Below are 17,746 nucleotides of genomic sequence, written 5' to 3' on the forward strand. Positions count from 1 at the left end.
AAAAATAATACCGTAATAGTATCTCATACTTTATTTGATTTCGCAAATTGTTATTAGATAGGCAGACATATAGTTTGAAACTATATGTCTAAAAGTTGCAAAATCATCCACCTACGAGAGAGTGGATGATTTACAAACTTATTTAATGTCAGCTTCTGCTGGCAGGTAAGAACCACCAAAGAACTGTTGAGACAATTTTTCAAGCGTTCCATCCTTATAGAGTTCTTGGATGCGTTTGTCCACAAAAGCCTTCAACTCATCTTGACCTTTGGCAAGAAGTGGGTAAACATAAGGTTGTTGGTCACTTGGGAGTTCGATGACTTTCAAATTGTCCAAACCTTGGTTTTTGATAACTGTCTCTACACCGATCTTGTCAAAAATCTTATAGTCAAATTGTCCATCGCTCAAACGAGACATGATTTGTTGGAAATCTGCCTTAGTATAATTAAGGATAGTTGGATTGTCCGCATGTTCTGTGTTGTATGCTTCCAATTGTTTAGCTGAGGTTGTTCCTTGAACGACTTCAGTGGATTTTCCACCGATATCATCAAGAGACTTGATACTAGTGTCGTCCTTCTTCACAACAAGAACGTTAGGGTTTTTAGCAGTTGGCGCTGCGTAGAGGTATTTCTCTGCACGTTCTTTGGTATAACTAAGGTTGTTAACGGCCATTTGGTAACGATCGCTATCAAGTCCTGGGAAAATCCCTGACCACTCTGTCTTTTCAAACTTGACAGTATACTTGTCTGAGTCTTTAAAGATAGCACGAACAAGCTCAATCTCGTAACCTGTCAATTCACCATTTTCTTCATAGATAAATGGTTTTGGCGATCCATTAGTTGCTACAACGATTTCTTTCTTACCAGATGTTGCTTCACCAGATGCAGCATCTTTCTTCTCACCACCTGAGCAAGCTGCTAATGTACCTGCAGCAACAAGCCCTAGGGCAGCAAGTGATGAATATTTAACGATTTTTTTCATGATATTTCCTCCAAAATAAAATACAGTCTTATCTTAACAGAAAAATTAGGATTGCGCCATTATATGATTTCTATATTTGCCATAGGTTTTCTTTATGGCTGATTAAAAAACCAAGCGTAGGACTGCTATCAAGACCACTCCAAAGATAACCGTCCCCACCAGATTGCGGTAACGAAAGGCGACAAAGGCTGTCGGAAAGACTGCTAGAAAGTCTAACCATTTTATCTGTGGTAAGCTTCCGATTTTTCCTGTCACCACACTTGAAAGAATCAAGGCAAAGATAATAGAGACTGGTAGGAATTTCAAAAAGCGCTCTACGATTGCTGGCAATCCTTTGTACTTAGCAAGTATGAAAGGAATCATTCTCGGAATCCAGGTCACCAAGCCAGAGAAGATAATTGCCATTAAAATATACTTACTGACCATCCAAAATCACCCCCATAGTACAACCTAGCAAGGTCGCAAACAGTACAGCTAGTGACTGAGACACCACTGTCAACAGTACAAAGAAGGAAAGGGCAACAACTCCTAAAATGATGAAGAGGTTGCGCAAGGGAATTCTTCTTTGCATAATCTGAAACTGAGATGTAAAAATTCCAATAAACATTCCGACTAGGGCAAAGTCAAGACCGAAAATCTCAGGATTTGGCAAAAGGCCACCTAAGGCAGTTCCGACAACTGTCCCCACAAACCAAGCTAGATAGCTGTTAAGGTTGTTTCCGTGCATCCACATAGGATTGACCTTGTCCCAATGAATCAGCTCTCCCATCAAGACCCCGTATGTCTCATCCGTCAAGAGGCTAGACATTCCGATATTATGCCAGAGACTAGTATGACGGAAATAGGTCGACGCATGCAAACTCAATAAAAAGAGACGCAGATTAATCAAAAAGACCGTCATAGCAATGGCTGCCACAGGCGCTTGAACTGCTATCAAGGCTATCATAGCGAACTGGGCACTTCCAGCATAGACAAAGAGACTCATCAAGCCCATCTCAACAGGTGTTACGTAGGGCGAACCGATAATCCCACAAGCAAGGCCGATACTGACATAGCCTAAAGCGGTCGGCATCGCAGCCTGTACTCCCTCCCAAAATCCTTTTTCTTTCATAAACCTCCTCATTCTTACAAATACATCATTCTATTGTCACAAAGCGTTCAAAACAAGAACCCTAGGGCGACTAGCATCGAGATTGATCGATTCGAATATGATATTGATTATTCTCAGGATTGTCATCATCCTCATATTCTGTGGGATAGACATCAATCCAGAGCTCTCTCTTTTGCCCTTTCAGTTTAACCTTGTAGCGATAACCGTCATCATAGAGCCCTACCGTATCAGTGGTCATGGACTGGTAATCTGGAAGAGCTTCAATTTCTGCTTTCATATCTTGGGTTATCTTATAAAGCACTTCCTTCTGTTGAGCCTTGGACGCCACAGGGAAATAAACCGCAGCCCCTTGTAAACGATGTGATTTTGAAAAAGTAAAGATCACGCGACCACTATAACCTTTCCATTTAAAATTTTCATAGTCGTAGAAAAGACGCCCTGTTTTATAGAGATAGGGATCTTTTGCACGCCAAGGATTGTGATAGCCTATTTCTGTTTCTTCTACTATTTCATGAGGTTTTCCAAACACTTTTTCAAAGGATTCGAGGGGCATGTTAAATGAAATAGTTTCAAACATGACCAATTGCGTCTTTTGAAACAGCTGAAAAACCAGCAGAGACAGCAACAATACCACTAGGGCAAGTGCTACACTAATTATTTTTTTAAATCTCATATTTCTACTATACTAAAAAACTCGCGTATTTGTCCAAGATAAAAGAGTTAACGCTGAGCTAACTCTTTATTCCATAGTATCAAAAGCGAGGCTAGGTTTGGCATTTAGTTCCAAGTCTGCAAAGTTCTCTTTGTTCCACTCGCTAACGCTAGCATAGGCAATCATTCCTGCATTGTCTCCGCAAAGACGTAGAGGTGGAATGATAACCTTGACATCGGTGATTTCAGCCGCCAAACGTTCTCTAAGACCTTTATTGGCCGCCACACCACCAGCCACGACTAGGGTTTTAACAGGGTATTTCTCCAAGGCCCTCTTGGTTTTTGCCATGAGAATATCCATAACTGCTGCTTGGAAAGAGGCAGATAGGTCTTCCTTGGACAAGCTTTCTCCCTTTTGCTCGGCATTGTGGTGGAGATTGATAAAGGCAGACTTCAAACCTGAAAATGAAAACTCCAGATTGTCTTCCTTGATCATAGCACGTGGGAAGTCATACACATCCTGACCTTGATGAGCCAACTCGTCAATCTCACGACCTGCTGGATAGGTCAAGCCCATAACACGACCGACCTTATCATAGGCTTCACCAACTGCATCATCACGGGTCTCCCCAACAATCTTATAATCACCAGCTTCAGAAACATAGACCAACTCTGTGTGTCCACCACTGACTAGAAGGGCTAGCAAGGGAAACTCCAAAGGTTCGACACTTTGAGCTGCCATGAGGTGACCAGCCATGTGATTAACGGGAATTAGAGGTAGTTCATGTGCCCAAGCAAAGGCCTTAGCAGCTGACAAGCCAACTAGCAAGGCTCCGACCAATCCTGGTCCGTAGGTAACCGCAACAGCTGTCACATCCTCTTCGCTAATTTCTGCTTCTGCTAGTGCCTCCTCGATGCAGGCTGTAATGACCTCGACGTGGTGACGACTGGCTACTTCTGGCACTACGCCCCCAAAACGTTTATGACTCTCAATTTGACTAGCAATGACATTGGACAAGAGCTCGTCATCGTTTTTTAAGACGGCGACACTGGTCTCATCACAGGATGTCTCAAATGCTAAAATATATCTATCCTTCATCTATTTCTCTCTTCATGATAATGGCGTCCTCAACTGGATCATGGTAATAGGACTTTCTCTCAGCGATGACTGCCATTTTTTCTTTCTTGTAAAATGCTTGCGCTCGGTGGTTGGACTTTCTGACTTCAAGGAAAATCTCCCTGTCTGTCGGCAATGTTGCAAACAAGTCTGAGGCTATTCCCTGACCTTGATAAGCTTTCTTGACAGCGATTTGCAAGACTTCTGCTTCAAAGTTATTCTCCTGAATTGCTAGAAAACCTATCACTTCTTCCCCATCATAAGCTAGAACGTACCAAGTCTGATCTTGAGACAGGTCTGCTTGGATTTGTTCCAACGTCCAAGGACTGACGGGATAAACATCCGTCATCACTTCATAGATAGTTTGTGCTACGTCAGGTTGCTGTTGGATTCGTTTGATTTCTATCATAGGCGTTTAATGTAGGACTCGCCAGACTCGGCGTGGTTCTTGAGCCAATTTTCCTCAGCTTCGACACGTTTGAGGTAATTCGGCACAAAATCGTGCAGGGAGTCTGCTTCCTTGTCCCAGGCCCAAAGAGCTAGATTCGCTGCGTTTGGTAAGGTTTCTTGATAGTTAGCCTGTGGCAAGTGCTCTTGAATCTGCTCGACAAAGGGGGCAACTTCTCCGACAAAGGTTACCTGGTCGGCATCCTTGACTTGCTCTAGGACCTCCTCGAAAGACAGGTGAGCTTCTGGAAAGACTGACTGGGCATTTTCATAAAACCCTGCATATACATTGTTACGACGCGCATCCATCAAGGGGACAACCAAACCTTCCTGCTGGCTAGGTACCAGAGATAAAAGGCTAGACATCCCAACTAGCTCGATATTTAGGGTATGAGCCAAGGTCTTTGCAGTTGCCACCGCGATTCGCAAACCTGTGTAGCTACCCGGTCCCTCTGCTACCACGATTCGATCCAAATCTTTGGGTGTCAAATCTAGACTGGCCATCAAAAAATCAATGGCAGGCATCAGAGTGATACTGTGATTTTTCTTGATATTAATCGTGGTCTCGGCAAGAAGCTGCTTGTCCTCTAAAACTGCTAAAGACAGAGCCTTGCTGGACGTATCAAAAGCTAATACTTTCATAACACATTCCTATCTTTTTGTCTGTTTACTATTATACTACAAAAGCCGACACAAGGGAATTTTCTTTGTTTTGAAACAAAAATGTCCTGCCAAATAGACAAGACAAGCACTTAAGTATTCAAGCCAAAGTAAAATACAAACCAGACCACTTAGGTTACGAGAAGTAGGAAAAACGAATACAGAGTCACGAAGCCAATCTTCCACAGGAGTTTGGCATTTCGATTCTCTAGGAGAGTATACAAAACATTGCCACCGTATACACAAGCAACAAAAATCATAAAAGCTACCAAACGAACTCCGATAGCAAAAGAAAATAAGTTATACATAGGGCAACCTCCTTGATATGGAAACGTCTCTTATAACTTTATTATAGCACTTGCATCTTAAAGTTTCAAATGCTTATACATGGCAAAATGAAACGTATTCCAAGCTCCTTACTTTCATGTTTCCTGCTTTTACTAATTCCCCTTTTTATGTTATAATTGAGATAATTGTAACGAATCAAGGTCAATCCAGACAGAAACTGAAATAGAAATAAACAGCTTCAAGCTGGTAATTTTTTGAATACAGCTGACCTGAAAACAGAAAGGAAACAAATGATTTACAAAGTTTTTTATCAAGAAACAAAAGACCGTAGCCCACGTCGTGAAACAACACGCTCACTCTACTTAGATATCGATGCTAGCTCAGAACTTGAGGGACGCATCATTGCTCGCCAACTTGTGGAAGAAAATCGTCCAGAATTCAACGTTGAATATATCGAGCTCTTGTCTGACAAATTGCTAGACTACGAAAAAGAAACTGGCGCATTCGAAATTACGGAGTTCTAATATGGCCTATACTCTTAAACCAGAAGAAGTGGGCGTTTTTGCCATTGGTGGTCTAGGAGAAATCGGTAAAAATACATACGGAATCGAATACCAAGACGAAATCATCATTGTTGATGCAGGGATTAAATTCCCCGAGGATGACTTGCTTGGTATCGACTACGTTATCCCTGATTACTCTTATATTGTCGAAAACATCGACCGCGTCAAGGCTCTCTTGATTACACACGGACACGAGGACCATATTGGTGGGATTCCTTTCTTGCTCAAGCAAGCAAATATACCTATCTATGCAGGTCCACTAGCTCTCGCTTTAATCCGTGGAAAACTCGAAGAACATGGCCTTTTGCGCAATGCTACACTTCACGAAATCAACCACAACACTGAGTTGACCTTTAAAAATCTTAAAGCAACTTTCTTTAGAACTACTCACTCTATCCCAGAGCCTTTGGGAATTGTTATCCATACACCTCAAGGAAAAATCGTCTGTACCGGTGACTTTAAGTTTGACTTTACACCAGTTGGTGAACCTGCAGACTTGCACCGTATGGCAGCCCTAGGTGAAGACGGAGTGCTTTGCTTACTCTCTGACTCGACAAATGCTGAAGTGCCAACCTTTACAAACTCTGAAAAGGTCGTTGGTCAGTCTATTATGAAGATTATTCAAGGTATAGAGGGACGTATCATCTTTGCATCCTTTGCCTCAAATATCTTCCGTCTCCAACAAGCGACTGATGCCGCAGTCAAAACAGGGCGTAAGATTGCTGTCTTTGGACGTTCTATGGAAAAGGCTATTGTTAACGGAATCGAGCTTGGCTACATCAAGGCGCCAAAGGGAACCTTCATCGAACCAAATGAAATCAAAGATTACCCTGCGGGTGAGATTCTTATCCTCTGTACGGGTAGCCAGGGTGAACCTATGGCGGCTCTCTCTCGTATCGCTAACGGAACCCATCGTCAAGTGCAACTCCAACCTGGCGATACGGTTATCTTCTCATCTAGTCCAATCCCAGGAAACACCACTAGCGTTAACAAGCTGATTAACATCATTTCTGAAGCTGGTGTTGAAGTTATCCATGGTAAGATTAACAACATCCATACATCTGGACACGGTGGTCAGCAAGAGCAAAAACTCATGCTCCGCCTCATCAAACCAAAATACTTCATGCCTGTTCACGGTGAATATCGCATGCAAAAAGTCCATGCTGGACTTGCCGTAGATACTGGAGTTGAAAAAGACAATATCTTTATCATGAGCAATGGTGATGTCCTTGCCCTTACTGCAAACTCTGCTCGTATCGCTGGTCATTTCAATGCTCAAGATATCTACGTCGATGGAAATCGAATCGGTGAAATCGGAGCAGCAGTCCTAAAAGACCGTCGAGACCTATCCGAAGATGGTGTCGTACTTGCCGTCGCAACGGTAGACTTTGAGTCTCAGATGATTATTTCTGGACCAGATATCCTTAGTCGTGGTTTCGTCTACATGCGCGAATCTGGCGACTTGATCCGTCAAAGTCAACGCATCCTTTTCAATGCTATTCGTATCGCTTTGAAAAACAAGGATGCCAGCGTCCAATCTGTCAATGGTGCTATCGTAAACGCCATTCGACCATTCCTTTACGAAAACACTGAACGTGAACCAATCATCATTCCGATGATTCTCACACCAGATGAAGAATAATAAAAAATTCTCTGAAATCCTATGACTTCAGAGAATTTTTTATTATTTAACGACAATTTCGTAACGAGTTTTGCTAGTGAAAGTTTCACCTGCTTTTAGAATGACTTGATCTTTCAGGTCACTGTGAATAGCATCTGGTAAAGCCTGTGCTTCAAGAGCAATTCCATTGTGCTGCATCATTGGCTGACCCGCAATAATGACACTATCATCGACAAAGTTTGCGGTGTAAACTACAAAGCAAGGTGCTTCTGTCTTGAAGAGAAGGAAGCGACCTGAATTTTGGTCATAGAGGAAACCAGCATTGTCATGTCCTGCAGGCAGAGCAAATGGGTGGTCCAAACCAGATACGAGTTGGATTTGCTCATCTTCTTCTGCAAAGATATCTTTCAACAAGGCGCCATTGTAGATATGTTTGACCACATCACGATTAGCATCTGGAGCTTTAGCTGGGACACCGTCAGGAGCGATTGGATAAATACCTTCTGTATTCAGTTGGAAAACATGGCGGTCAACCGTCTGAGTGAAATCGCCAGACAAGTTAAAGTAGCTATGGTTGGTCGGATTGACCAAGGTATCCTGGTCCGTCGTCACCTTGTAGCTAACTTCGTAGGCCCCATTTTCTTCTAATTTGTAGCTAATCCAAATCTTAAGATTACCTGGGAAGCCTCCTGTACCGTCTGTTCTTTCTGTGTAAAGAGTCAAACCATGGTCGCTCACCTCGACTAGCTCAAACAAACTAGAATCCCAACCTGTTGAGCCACTGTGGTTACAGTTGCTTGCGTTATTGACTTCGAGTTCATAGGTTTCCCCATTCAATTCGAATGTCGCACCTGCGATACGACCTGCAACTGGACCTACACTCGCTCCATGTTTAGGACTGTTACCTACATAGCTGTCAAAATCATCAAAACCTAGGATAACATTGGCAAAATTACCAGCCTTATCAGGAGTTACATAGCGTAGAATCGTTGCACCATAGGTCATGATTTCTAGTTGGTAGCCTGCTTCTGTTTCAAAGCGATAAGCGACAACATCCTTGTCATCAACTTTCCCAAATACACGTTCTGTGTATGTTTTCATCCTTTTCTCCTTATTATTTGAATTCGTGAATAATAACACCTTGAACGACGCGGTTTACTGTACCTGTAGGTGATGGTGTATCAGGTCTGTTGCCAACCTTAAGCGAAGTCAAGAGAGCAAATAGTTGACCATAAACAATATAAGGGAATACACGGTAAACGTCATTCAAGACACTGCCACAGCCAAGTGCTACTTCCTTAACGTTTTCAAGACCAAAAGCTTGATCACTCAAGAGAACAACGCGACGAGCGATTTGGTCCCCTGCAACTTCACGAACCAAGTCTAAGTCATACTTACGAGTATAGTTCGTTGTAGTACCAAAAACTAAAACTACAGTATCTTCATTGATAAGAGATTTTGGACCGTGACGGAAGCCGACTGGACTTTCATACATTGTCGCAACCCGACCAGCAGTCAATTCCAAAATTTTCAGTTGTGCCTCATGAGCAAGTCCGAAGAATGGACCTGCACCTAAGTAAATCACTCGGTTAAAGTCTAGGTCAACCAACTCTTTCACATCTGCCACATTGTCAAGAACTTTACGAGCAAGACTAGAAAGCACTTCAAAACGTTCAGCTTTAACAGCAAATTCAGTTGGATCGAAGACCAAAAGTGCTGTCAACATCATTGAAGTAAAGCTTGATGTCATAGCAAATCCAGCATCGTTAGAAGCTGCCGGTTGCAAGAGCAAGAGGTTGCGATCATCACCGTGAGCTTGAAGTGCTAATTTCCCTTCAGCCGCACAAGTGATCGTTACTTGATAAAGATCGTCAACTAAAGCCTTAGCCAAGTCAACTGTTGCCACACTCTCAGGTGAGTTCCCGCTACGTGCAAATGATACCAAAACAGTTGCCACATCTTTTTTCAAATAGGTTTGTGGGGTGGCAACGATATCTGTTGTCGCAATAGCATTGAAATTCCATTTACGTTCGTCATAGACTTCCTTGAAGTATGGAACCAAGGTATCACCTACATAAGCTGAAGTTCCAGCACCAGTCAGGATAACCTTGATATAGTCATGTTTATCTGCAATTCCTTGCAAAAAGGCTGCAATTTCATCACGGCGTGCTTGGTATGATTCAAAAGCTTCCTTCCAAACATCTGGTTGTTGGTAAATTTCGCGTGTGGTGATCTCTGCTCCCAACTCAAGCAAATCTTCTTTTGTATAATCTAGCATTGAAAACCTCTAATCTAATATTGTTTCATGATTGAAAACATGGGAATGGGAGTCGCTCCCATTCCCATGTATATTTTCTATAAGATGATTTAACGTTTTAACGCAATCACATCTTATACTCAATGAAAATCAAAGAGCAAACTAGGAAGCTAGCCGAAGGCTGTACTCAAGTACGGCAAGGCGAAGCTGACGTGGTTTGAATTTGATTTTTGAAGAGTATTATTCATCTTCATCGTCGTCGAAGCTCGCCAATAAATCATTAACTTTCACAATGCTTTCTGAAGCACGACTCTTATAGTCCGCATCCATTCCAGTTAGGCTTGCATTGATAAATTCAATGACCATCGGAAGGTTCATTCCTGCATACAGTTCAATGTCACGACCTTCCATAATCAGACGGCTCACCACGTTACATGGAGTTCCGCCAAGAAGATCCGCAAAGACTAGGAAATCATCCAATCCTTCAACAGCAGCTTCAAATTTTGCAGTAAATTCTTCTGGTCCATCTTCTGGAAGAAGAGCAACCGCATGAATGTTGTCTTGTGGTCCCATAATCATCTCTGTGCTACCTTTAAGTTCTTCACAGAAACGACCGTGGCTCACTAAAATCAATGATTTAGTCATAAATTATGCGCCCATTCCAAGTGCAAATTTACCAAAGGCAGAAAGAGCCAAGGCAAGCACGATAATGATACCGATAGCTTTTGTAGAGTTCATACCTTTCTTACCAAGCAACCAGAAGATAAATGCAGTGAAGATTGCTGGAAGCAAACGTGGGAAGATTGAGTTCAAGATGTCTTGGAAGTCAATCATCTTTTCACCGATTGGTAATTTGTATGAAATTTCAAAGTTGATCATTGTTGCTACAAGAGCACCCATCATGAATACACCAAGTACAGATGCAGCTTCAATCAAAGCTGTCAAAGTACTTTGCATGTTGTTGATAAGGTTAACCCCTTCTTTGTATGCAAATTCCAACTGTTTCCAACGGAAGATGTCATACGCTACTGCAACTGCAATCCAAAGGAAGATACCCCAAGGTTGACCAGCAATAGCCATTGTTGCAGCGATAGATCCCATGATAGCAGGTACAAGTGAACCAAAGATAGTATCTCCAAGAGGAGCGAATGGTCCCATCAAACCTGTCTTGATACCGTTAACCGCATCTTTTGAACCAACGCCATCTTTTTCTTCCATAGCAAGGTCAAAACCAGCGATAATTGTGTGGAAGAATGGTGAAGTGTTGAAGAATTGAGTATGAACTTTCATCATTTCTTTCAACTCAGGAGTTCCATCTCCATACATTTTACGCAATTGTGGCAAGATCATGTAAAGGTAACCTGATGCTTGCATACGTTCGTAGTTCCATCCCAATTGGAAAGTGAACAAGCTACGTTTGTTAATTTGATTAAAATCTTCTTTTGTTAATTTGTAATTAGAATTCGTCATCTTCAATTTCCCCACTTTCTGATGGTGTAGAAGGTGCTGCTACAGCAACTTTTTGGCTGTTCTTGAAGTGAACAACCGCAAGGAAGATACCTACGATAGAGATACCGATCATAGACAATCCTTTGAAGTTGTTAACAAAGCCAATTTTTTCAGCAACTTCAGCAGGAAGAGTGCCAATGATTCCAGCAACTGCTCCACCAAGACTTGTTACGTTTGAGTAAAGAACAGTCAACATAGCTGTCAAACCGAATCCCATAGCAAGGTAGTGAAGGTTACGTTTAACTGGAAGGTAACGAAGCAAGATAGCGAATCCAAGACCTGGAAGCATACGACCTGCAAGAGTCAAACCGTCTGCAACCCATTGGTATTCTTTAACAAGGTTTACAACACCTTGTACGAATTCTCCACCGAAAGCTAGGGCGAAGAATACTGGAAGGGCACGAGAAAGAGCCCAAGGAACTGCACCAAGAAGATAGTTACGTTCGATTCCTTTGTAGTCAAAGCGTTCGATCGCAGCATCAATACGGTGAGCGAAGAATGTTGTAGTCATACGACCAAGTACGTCGAAGTAAGTCAAAAGTGCCGCTACTGGTACAGCGATTGTAGTGATCGCAAGATCTGTTTCGATTCCTTGTGAAACTGAGAAAGCTGTCGCAAGAACCGCACCAGAAGTTGCGTCGATACGAGAAGCACCACCAAAGGTACCTACCCCAAGTACGAATAACTGCAAGCTACCACCGATAAACAAACCAGTTGTCAAATCTCCCATGACTAAACCAGTAATGAAACCAGCGAATACAGGGGAACCTGCAGAAGAAACGATCGTCAACTCATCACAGATTTGATAAGCTGAGTACAAAGTGAGAAGTAAAATTTGCCACCATTGTATCATAACAATGACCTCCTAAAAATTTTTTCCTATTTTAATAAGCTCAAAAAGTCTGAAACTGGATCATTTGGAACCATTTGAGCAGTAAGTTTAACACCTTTTTCCGCCAATTTGTGGAAATCTTCTACGTCTTTATCAACAACGTTAATAGAACGTGTGATTGCACGTGTTTCTGGTGTTTGAGACATGTTGCCGACATTGACAGTTTCAAGTGGCACACCTGCTTCTACCAAACCGAGGAAACGGTCAGGTTTGCGTGCTACAATCAAAAGACGTTGGCTATCGTATTTACCAGCAAGGATATTCGCTGCTGCTTTATCAACTGGCAAAATACTAAGTTTTACACCTGGTGGTGTTGCAAGTTTCAAGCCGCTTTTTTCAACGTCATTGTTCACAACATCATTGTCAACGACCATGATACGTGAAACATTAAGTTTAGCAGACCAAAGGTTTGCGACTTGTCCGTGAATTAAGCGCCCATCGATACGGCATCCTACAATTGTCATAAGTTTTCCCCCTTTATAAGTTTTAGTGTAGGTTTACAAGTTAAATGTATGTGTTCCTTATACTCCCCTTCTGTTTCAAAGATAATGATGCGGTTGGCACCTTCTTTGAGATAGCTATGTGGAATATAAAGAGATAAGGTTGGACCGACATTCCAGAAGCGACCTAGATGATGTCCATTGATATAAGCAATCCCTTTACCAAACTCAGATAAGTCTAAGTAGGTATCCTTTGGCGCCTCAACTTCAAAGTCATAAGCGTAAAAGGCAGGTTGTCCTTCTGTCCATCCCTTAGAGAAATCAATATTCTCTGGGTTATCAAGAGGAAGTGGATATTGCTTCCAGTTGAGCAAGAAATGCAAATCTTTACAAATACCTGTGCGAATTCCTTTTCGCTGTGTATCTGCTAAGAATTTGTGTCCATAGTTGACACGCCCCATATTTTCAATAAGTATATCAATATTGGATAGCGTTTTCTTTTTACCTTGATAAAAGATATCTTCACCGATTTCTGTTTGGTACTGTGTCGCCACCCATTTACCATCGATAAAGAGCTGAGCTCTATCTCGTCCGTCAATAATTCGAATGCGTTCTTCATCCGCATCCCAACTTGCTTCCGTACGATAGAGTAGGTAGCCGTAACCTTGTCCTAACTCTTCCATTTTCTTAGGGTAGAGACTTTCAATCGGACTGGATAGGCTATCCAAGGTTTCAAACAAGGAAACTTTTTCAACTAGCGGAATCGCGTCAACTTCCATACTTGCCTTGTGAAGTGGCTCAGATTGCGGATACTCAGGATAGTAAGTCGCCATCATGTCTTTGACTGCAAAATATTTAGCAGTTGGGTTTCCAGCTTCATCAAGAAGAGCGTCATAATCATAAGATGTTACTTGTGGTAAATCAATGGTTCCTCGAGCTGAACAACCATTCATAAAACCAAAGTTGGTCCCACCGTGGAACATGTAAAGATTAATAGAACCTTGCTCTAAAACCTCGTGGACAGCTTCTGCTAATTCCTCAGGTTCACGCTTGATGATTGGTTCTTTCCATCGATTGAACCAGCCATCCCAGAATTCCATACACATGAGTGGCCATTTCTTGCCGTGCTCATCAAAGAATTCTTGCATCTGTGAGAAATTATAAGTAGCCTTGGAACCAAAGTTCCCTGTCACAAAGAGATCATCCTCAATTAAGGTTCCAGCCTTAAGAGTTGCTCGCCATGGTCCATCTGATGTGAAAAGCGGACAAGTAACTGCTCGTCCTTCCATCAAACGTCGAATTTCCCTCAAGTAGGTCTTGTCCTCGCCATAGGATCCGTACTCATTTTCGACTTGCATCATGAGAATGTTCCCACCGTTTTCCAATAATCTCGGAACTAGACGTGGAAGCAACTGATCATAGTAGCGACCAACCATATCAATGAAAGCTGGGTCAGATGACCGAATTCTCATATCCTTGGTCAAGAGCCATGCTGGTAAACCACCGAATTCCCATTCTGCACAGATAAATGGAGAAGGACGTACAATTGCATATAAGCCCAAATCTTGTGCAGTTTGAAGAAATCTCTCTAAATCAAGATTACCTTCAAAGTTAAATTTTCCTTCAGCAGGTTCATGCATGTTCCAGGCGACATAAGTCTCAACTGTATTGAAACCTAAAGCCTTGAGGTTATACAATGAATGATGCCAATCTTCCACAGGAATTCTAAAATAGTGAATGGCACCAGACAAAACCTTGAATGGTTTTCCATTCAGATAGAAATCATCTTTAATTTCAAATCTTGCCATTCTTCCTCCTCTGAAAACGAAAAAGATTGCGCTTTCATTTGTTGTTATATCAACTATAAACTAATCGGGGATTAATGTCAATACTTTTTGAAATTTTCTTTAAAAATTTTCTGTCTTTTACTAAATTTTTTCTAAAAAATATCAAAATGCCATAAAATCAACGTTCTAAATAGAAAGCAAAAATAGGAATTAAAACTCAAATTATTTATATGTATCCTAATTTCTTATTCCGATATTTTAAATTTTTTCATCGCTTTTCTACTCTTTTTTTCGATTTTATGTTAAAATCATAGGTGGAGAAGGAAAAAATGAGGTGAAATTATGGCAATTCCAAAGTATCAATATATTAAAGATGAATTGAAAAACAAGATTATTTCTGGTCAATTTGCTAGTGGAGATAAATTCTACACTGAAGCAGAATTGATTTCCATGTATGATGTTAGCTCAATCACAGTGGTTCGTGCCTTGAATGATCTTGCTAAAGACGGATACATTGTTCGTCAACAAGGTAAAGGAACTTTCGTAGCTCGTGCCCGCAAGCATAAACTCGTTGAATTTTCTGATGTAGAAATCTTCGAGACCAAAGACGATAAGGTAACTGTTCTTTCTATCGAACGCGGGAACGATCTTAAATATCTAGAAAAGCTCGGCCTACGTGGCGATCAATTCTACTACAAGATTGAACGTGTTCGTGAAACAAATGGCATCACCTATATCTATCACAGTTCATACATTCCTGAACAGTACATCAATGCCAACTATCCAAATCTTGAATACTATAGTTCTATCTATACTCGTTTCAAATTGGACTACCACATTCACATGAATGATGAGCATTTTGAAGAAATTAATGAAATTGTATTTCCAACTCCAGAACATGCCGCTTCTGTATTAGGAATCGACACTCATTTCCCAACTGTTTTCCAAACTAAGACAACTAAGCTTGAAGCAACTGGTCAAGTTTTGGAATATATCGAGACATATAAACGATCTGATTTCTACAAAATCAAATTCATTTCTTGTGATCGTGACCACTAATCTTTAAAAATCCTGAGGCGACTGTCTCAGGTTTTTTATATACCCATTATAGCATCAGCTCACTTTCCTGAGAATAGCATTTCAAGCAATTCTATAATTAGTAACCTTTTTACTAAAAAATAGTCAAAATTAGAAAAATATATCTTAATTTATAAATTATTCTATTTTTTATAGTAATTCCCTCAAAAACTTGACTTTATTTTAGTAAGAACATACAATAGGATCAATGTATGAAAACGTTATCAAAGAATTCAAAAGGGAGGTTTTTAATGAAACCAGAAAATAAACAGCGCTTCTCTATTCGTAAATATGCAATTTGGGCCGCTTCTGTATTGATTGGCTTTGCCTTTCAGGCTCAAGCTATTGCTGCTGACGGAGTTGTGCCTGCTACAACAGAGAATCAACCTGCTGTCCAAACCACTGGAGAAGTCACTCCACCAACGAGTGAAGAAAAACTCGAGACTACTCCTTCAACAGAAAATGTAGCTCAAGCGTCTCCAGTCGCTCCAGTAACAAATACTGAAGCTCCAACAAAATCAGAAGTAACTGGAGAAGCTAAGAAGTCAGAACCAGAAGAGGTAGAAAATAAAAAAGTTGCTACAGTTGAGGCTCCTTCAGCCAAAGAATATAAACTTCCTGAAACAGGAAGCCAAGGTTCAGAATGGTTGATGGCTACAGGTTTGATGGCTGCACTTACAGCTTATGGACTTAGCAAGAAAAAAGATTAAGCACAAATAAAAAGCGAGATTGAATCTCGCTTTTTATTTTATGATTAGTCACCCAAACCGATGCGTTCGAAGATCTCATCCACTCGTTTGGTGTAGTAAGTTGGGTTGAAGATTTCGTCGATTTCTTCTTGAGTCAAACGTGATGTTACTTCTGGATCTGCTTCAAGAAGTGGTTTGAAGTCTACTTGGTTGTCCCAAGAGTAGGCTGTTTTTGGTTGTACCAAGTCATAGGCTTGCTCACGGGTCATACCTTTCTCAATCAAGGTCAACATGGCACGTTGGCTAAAGATAAGACCAAAAGTTGAGTTCATGTTGCGGATCATGTTTTCTGGGAAGACCGTCAAGTTTTTGACGATATTTCCAAAACGGTTGAGCATGTAGTCAATCAAGATGGTCGTATCTGGTGTGATGATACGCTCAGCTGATGAGTGAGAGATGTCACGTTCGTGCCAGAGAGCAACATTCTCATAAGCTGTCACCATGTGACCGCGGATAACACGCGCAAGACCTGTCATGTTTTCAGAACCGATAGGGTTGCGTTTGTGAGGCATTGCTGAAGACCCTTTTTGCCCTTTAGCAAAGAACTCTTCTACTTCGCGTTGTTCTGATTTTTGCAAACCACGAATTTCAGTCGCCATACGCTCGATAGAAGTTGCGATGCTAGCAAGAACTGCAAAGTACTCAGCATGAAGGTCACGAGGAAGCACCTGTGTTGAGATTTCTTGAGCACGGATACCAAGCTTGTCGCAGACGTATTTTTCAACGAATGGTGGGATATTGGCAAAGTTACCAACCGCACCAGAGATCTTACCTGCCTCTACACCAGCAGCCGCATGCTCGAAACGCTCAATGTTCCGCTTCATTTCGCTGTACCAAGTAGCCAATTTCAGACCAAAAGTTGTCGGCTCAGCGTGCACACCGTGGGTACGACCCATCATAATGGTGAACTTGTGCTCCTTAGCCTTATCAGCGATGATGTTGGTGAAGTTTTCAAGGTCCTTGCGGATGATGTCATTGGCTTGTTTGTAGAGGTAACCATAGGCCGTATCTACCACGTCAGTAGATGTCAAACCGTAGTGAACCCACTTGCGCTCTTCACCAAGAGTCTCAGAAACCGCACGTGTGAAAGCCACCACATCGTGGCGAGTCTCCTGCTCAATCTCCAAAATACGGTCGATGTCAAAGTCCGCCTTCTCGCGAATCAAAGCCACATCTTCCTTAGGGATTTCCCCCAACTCAGCCCATGCCTCGTCAGCCAAGATTTCTACCTCAAGCCAAGCACGGTATTTATTTTCTTCAGTCCAAATGTTCGCCATTTCGGGGCGAGAGTAACGTTCGATCATGTTTTTATTTTCCTTTCTTTTGATGTTTTACATCAGTTAGCAATCGACTGTCGCTTTATTCAAATTCCTCTTTCCCAATCCACACCGATGGATAATGATCCAGTGTATTCAAATCCGTATCTAACGGTAGATCATAGATGGCTAAATAGTTTTCAGGATATTGAGCAGTCAGCTCTTCATACTTAGCTTTCACTTTTTCGTGATTGCTACTAGCATACAAGACTTCGACGACTGCTCCCGTCTTTTCTTTTTCAACAAATGCGTTGACAATGAGTTGAATCATAGGCATGTC

At 41.6% G+C, this 17,746-nt stretch carries 21 protein-coding genes; 4 read left to right on the plus strand and 17 right to left on the minus strand.

Annotation, left to right across the window (positions count from 1 at the left end):
- Positions 1–138: 138 nt before the first annotated feature.
- The 8 genes from NML75_RS07950 to NML75_RS07985 form a co-directional block, all read right to left on the minus strand.
- On the minus strand, positions 139–981 hold the full coding sequence (locus NML75_RS07950) for an amino acid ABC transporter substrate-binding protein (protein ID WP_070676983.1): 843 nt from the start codon (positions 979–981) through the stop codon (positions 139–141).
- Positions 982–1,083: 102 nt separating this feature from the next.
- Positions 1,084–1,407, minus strand: a complete 324-nt coding sequence (locus NML75_RS07955; protein ID WP_070676982.1) for an AzlD domain-containing protein — start codon at positions 1,405–1,407, stop codon at positions 1,084–1,086.
- The gene (locus NML75_RS07960; protein ID WP_254804363.1) at positions 1,397–2,092 is read right to left on the minus strand and encodes an AzlC family ABC transporter permease; all 696 of its coding nucleotides are present in this window, start codon (positions 2,090–2,092) and stop codon (positions 1,397–1,399) included. Before NML75_RS07960 ends, NML75_RS07955 begins: the two co-directional genes overlap by 11 nt.
- A gap of 70 nt (positions 2,093–2,162) precedes the next feature.
- A complete protein-coding gene (locus NML75_RS07965; protein ID WP_070676981.1) occupies positions 2,163–2,765 on the minus strand; it encodes a hypothetical protein in 603 nt (200 codons plus the stop codon).
- A gap of 66 nt (positions 2,766–2,831) precedes the next feature.
- A complete protein-coding gene (tsaD, locus tag NML75_RS07970; protein WP_070676980.1) occupies positions 2,832–3,842 on the minus strand; it encodes a tRNA (adenosine(37)-N6)-threonylcarbamoyltransferase complex transferase subunit TsaD in 1,011 nt (336 codons plus the stop codon).
- Positions 3,832–4,269, minus strand: coding sequence for a ribosomal protein S18-alanine N-acetyltransferase (gene rimI / locus NML75_RS07975; protein ID WP_070676979.1), 438 nt, complete (start codon positions 4,267–4,269; stop codon positions 3,832–3,834). Before rimI ends, tsaD begins: the two co-directional genes overlap by 11 nt.
- Positions 4,266–4,949, minus strand: coding sequence for a tRNA (adenosine(37)-N6)-threonylcarbamoyltransferase complex dimerization subunit type 1 TsaB (gene tsaB, locus NML75_RS07980; protein ID WP_070676978.1), 684 nt, complete (start codon positions 4,947–4,949; stop codon positions 4,266–4,268). Before tsaB ends, rimI begins: the two co-directional genes overlap by 4 nt.
- A gap of 149 nt (positions 4,950–5,098) precedes the next feature.
- Positions 5,099–5,275 carry a hypothetical protein gene (locus tag NML75_RS07985; protein ID WP_254804364.1) on the minus strand — a complete coding sequence of 59 codons (177 nt, stop codon included), beginning with the start codon at positions 5,273–5,275 and terminating at the stop codon, positions 5,099–5,101.
- Between the two features lie 270 nt (positions 5,276–5,545).
- Here NML75_RS07985 and NML75_RS07990 point away from each other — a divergent pair, with 270 nt between their 5' ends.
- Positions 5,546–5,779: a DNA-dependent RNA polymerase subunit epsilon gene (locus NML75_RS07990; RefSeq protein WP_070676976.1), complete on the plus strand. Its 234-nt coding sequence runs from the start codon at positions 5,546–5,548 to the stop codon at positions 5,777–5,779.
- Between the two features lies 1 nt (position 5,780).
- On the plus strand, positions 5,781–7,460 hold the full coding sequence (rnjA, locus tag NML75_RS07995) for a ribonuclease J1 (RefSeq protein WP_004250408.1): 1,680 nt from the start codon (positions 5,781–5,783) through the stop codon (positions 7,458–7,460).
- 42 nt (positions 7,461–7,502) lie between these two features.
- Here the strand turns inward: rnjA and NML75_RS08000 are convergent, their stop codons facing one another.
- The 7 genes from NML75_RS08000 to NML75_RS08030 all read right to left on the minus strand — a co-directional run bounded on the left by NML75_RS08000 (position 7,503) and on the right by NML75_RS08030 (position 14,345).
- The gene (locus tag NML75_RS08000; RefSeq protein ID WP_070676975.1) at positions 7,503–8,540 is read right to left on the minus strand and encodes an aldose epimerase family protein; all 1,038 of its coding nucleotides are present in this window, start codon (positions 8,538–8,540) and stop codon (positions 7,503–7,505) included.
- 13 nt (positions 8,541–8,553) lie between these two features.
- Positions 8,554–9,717 (minus strand): SIS domain-containing protein, encoded by a 1,164-nt coding sequence (locus NML75_RS08005; RefSeq protein ID WP_070676974.1) that lies wholly within the window; start codon positions 9,715–9,717, stop codon positions 8,554–8,556.
- A gap of 219 nt (positions 9,718–9,936) precedes the next feature.
- A complete protein-coding gene (locus NML75_RS08010) occupies positions 9,937–10,341 on the minus strand; it encodes a PTS sugar transporter subunit IIA (protein ID WP_000167445.1) in 405 nt (134 codons plus the stop codon).
- 3 nt (positions 10,342–10,344) lie between these two features.
- Positions 10,345–11,166, minus strand: coding sequence for a PTS system mannose/fructose/sorbose family transporter subunit IID (locus NML75_RS08015; protein WP_000185293.1), 822 nt, complete (start codon positions 11,164–11,166; stop codon positions 10,345–10,347).
- Positions 11,153–12,058 (minus strand): PTS mannose/fructose/sorbose/N-acetylgalactosamine transporter subunit IIC, encoded by a 906-nt coding sequence (locus NML75_RS08020; RefSeq protein ID WP_016466413.1) that lies wholly within the window; start codon positions 12,056–12,058, stop codon positions 11,153–11,155. Before NML75_RS08020 ends, NML75_RS08015 begins: the two co-directional genes overlap by 14 nt.
- Positions 12,059–12,084: 26 nt before the next feature.
- Positions 12,085–12,561, minus strand: a complete 477-nt coding sequence (locus NML75_RS08025) for a PTS sugar transporter subunit IIB (protein WP_004250394.1) — start codon at positions 12,559–12,561, stop codon at positions 12,085–12,087.
- Entirely contained in the window at positions 12,558–14,345 is a 1,788-nt protein-coding gene (locus NML75_RS08030; protein WP_004250393.1) for a glycoside hydrolase family 35 protein, read from the minus strand. Before NML75_RS08030 ends, NML75_RS08025 begins: the two co-directional genes overlap by 4 nt.
- 321 nt (positions 14,346–14,666) lie before the next feature.
- Between NML75_RS08030 and NML75_RS08035 the strand changes: the two genes are divergently transcribed.
- Complete coding sequence (locus NML75_RS08035; protein ID WP_004250391.1) at positions 14,667–15,383, plus strand: GntR family transcriptional regulator; 717 nt, start codon at positions 14,667–14,669, stop codon at positions 15,381–15,383.
- A gap of 269 nt (positions 15,384–15,652) precedes the next feature.
- Positions 15,653–16,111: a YSIRK-type signal peptide-containing protein gene (locus tag NML75_RS08040; RefSeq protein WP_225749915.1), complete on the plus strand. Its 459-nt coding sequence runs from the start codon at positions 15,653–15,655 to the stop codon at positions 16,109–16,111.
- Between the two features lie 44 nt (positions 16,112–16,155).
- On the opposite strand, the gene purB is transcribed toward NML75_RS08040, so the two are convergent.
- Together purB and NML75_RS08050 are read right to left on the minus strand one after the other, a co-directional pair.
- Positions 16,156–17,454, minus strand: coding sequence for an adenylosuccinate lyase (gene purB / locus NML75_RS08045; protein ID WP_254804365.1), 1,299 nt, complete (start codon positions 17,452–17,454; stop codon positions 16,156–16,158).
- Positions 17,455–17,509: 55 nt separating this feature from the next.
- Positions 17,510–17,737: a hypothetical protein gene (locus NML75_RS08050; RefSeq protein WP_004250386.1), complete on the minus strand. Its 228-nt coding sequence runs from the start codon at positions 17,735–17,737 to the stop codon at positions 17,510–17,512.
- Positions 17,738–17,746 lie beyond the last annotated feature (9 nt).

It is taken from the genome of Streptococcus sp. CF4-3, assembly GCF_024295385.1.
In the GTDB taxonomy this organism is placed as follows: domain Bacteria; phylum Bacillota; class Bacilli; order Lactobacillales; family Streptococcaceae; genus Streptococcus; species Streptococcus infantis_I.

Excerpts from the sequence above, each read along its gene's own strand:
- NML75_RS07950 (WP_070676983.1), bottom strand. The coding sequence starts at position 981 with ATGAAAAAAATCGTTAAATATTCATCACTTGCTGCCCTAGGGCTTGTT.
- NML75_RS07955 (WP_070676982.1), bottom strand. The coding sequence starts at position 1,407 with ATGGTCAGTAAGTATATTTTAATGGCAATTATCTTCTCTGGCTTGGTG.
- NML75_RS07960 (WP_254804363.1), bottom strand. The coding sequence starts at position 2,092 with ATGAAAGAAAAAGGATTTTGGGAGGGAGTACAGGCTGCGATGCCGACC.
- NML75_RS07965 (WP_070676981.1), bottom strand. The coding sequence starts at position 2,765 with ATGAGATTTAAAAAAATAATTAGTGTAGCACTTGCCCTAGTGGTATTG.
- tsaD (WP_070676980.1), bottom strand. The coding sequence starts at position 3,842 with ATGAAGGATAGATATATTTTAGCATTTGAGACATCCTGTGATGAGACC.
- rimI (WP_070676979.1), bottom strand. The coding sequence starts at position 4,269 with ATGATAGAAATCAAACGAATCCAACAGCAACCTGACGTAGCACAAACT.
- tsaB (WP_070676978.1), bottom strand. The coding sequence starts at position 4,949 with ATGAAAGTATTAGCTTTTGATACGTCCAGCAAGGCTCTGTCTTTAGCA.
- NML75_RS07985 (WP_254804364.1), bottom strand. The coding sequence starts at position 5,275 with ATGTATAACTTATTTTCTTTTGCTATCGGAGTTCGTTTGGTAGCTTTT.
- NML75_RS07990 (WP_070676976.1), top strand. The coding sequence starts at position 5,546 with ATGATTTACAAAGTTTTTTATCAAGAAACAAAAGACCGTAGCCCACGT.
- rnjA (WP_004250408.1), top strand. The coding sequence starts at position 5,781 with ATGGCCTATACTCTTAAACCAGAAGAAGTGGGCGTTTTTGCCATTGGT.
- NML75_RS08000 (WP_070676975.1), bottom strand. The coding sequence starts at position 8,540 with ATGAAAACATACACAGAACGTGTATTTGGGAAAGTTGATGACAAGGAT.
- NML75_RS08005 (WP_070676974.1), bottom strand. The coding sequence starts at position 9,717 with ATGCTAGATTATACAAAAGAAGATTTGCTTGAGTTGGGAGCAGAGATC.
- NML75_RS08010 (WP_000167445.1), bottom strand. The coding sequence starts at position 10,341 with ATGACTAAATCATTGATTTTAGTGAGCCACGGTCGTTTCTGTGAAGAA.
- NML75_RS08015 (WP_000185293.1), bottom strand. The coding sequence starts at position 11,166 with ATGACGAATTCTAATTACAAATTAACAAAAGAAGATTTTAATCAAATT.
- NML75_RS08020 (WP_016466413.1), bottom strand. The coding sequence starts at position 12,058 with ATGATACAATGGTGGCAAATTTTACTTCTCACTTTGTACTCAGCTTAT.
- NML75_RS08025 (WP_004250394.1), bottom strand. The coding sequence starts at position 12,561 with ATGACAATTGTAGGATGCCGTATCGATGGGCGCTTAATTCACGGACAA.
- NML75_RS08030 (WP_004250393.1), bottom strand. The coding sequence starts at position 14,345 with ATGGCAAGATTTGAAATTAAAGATGATTTCTATCTGAATGGAAAACCA.
- NML75_RS08035 (WP_004250391.1), top strand. The coding sequence starts at position 14,667 with ATGGCAATTCCAAAGTATCAATATATTAAAGATGAATTGAAAAACAAG.
- NML75_RS08040 (WP_225749915.1), top strand. The coding sequence starts at position 15,653 with ATGAAACCAGAAAATAAACAGCGCTTCTCTATTCGTAAATATGCAATT.
- purB (WP_254804365.1), bottom strand. The coding sequence starts at position 17,454 with ATGATCGAACGTTACTCTCGCCCCGAAATGGCGAACATTTGGACTGAA.
- NML75_RS08050 (WP_004250386.1), bottom strand. The coding sequence starts at position 17,737 with ATGATTCAACTCATTGTCAACGCATTTGTTGAAAAAGAAAAGACGGGA.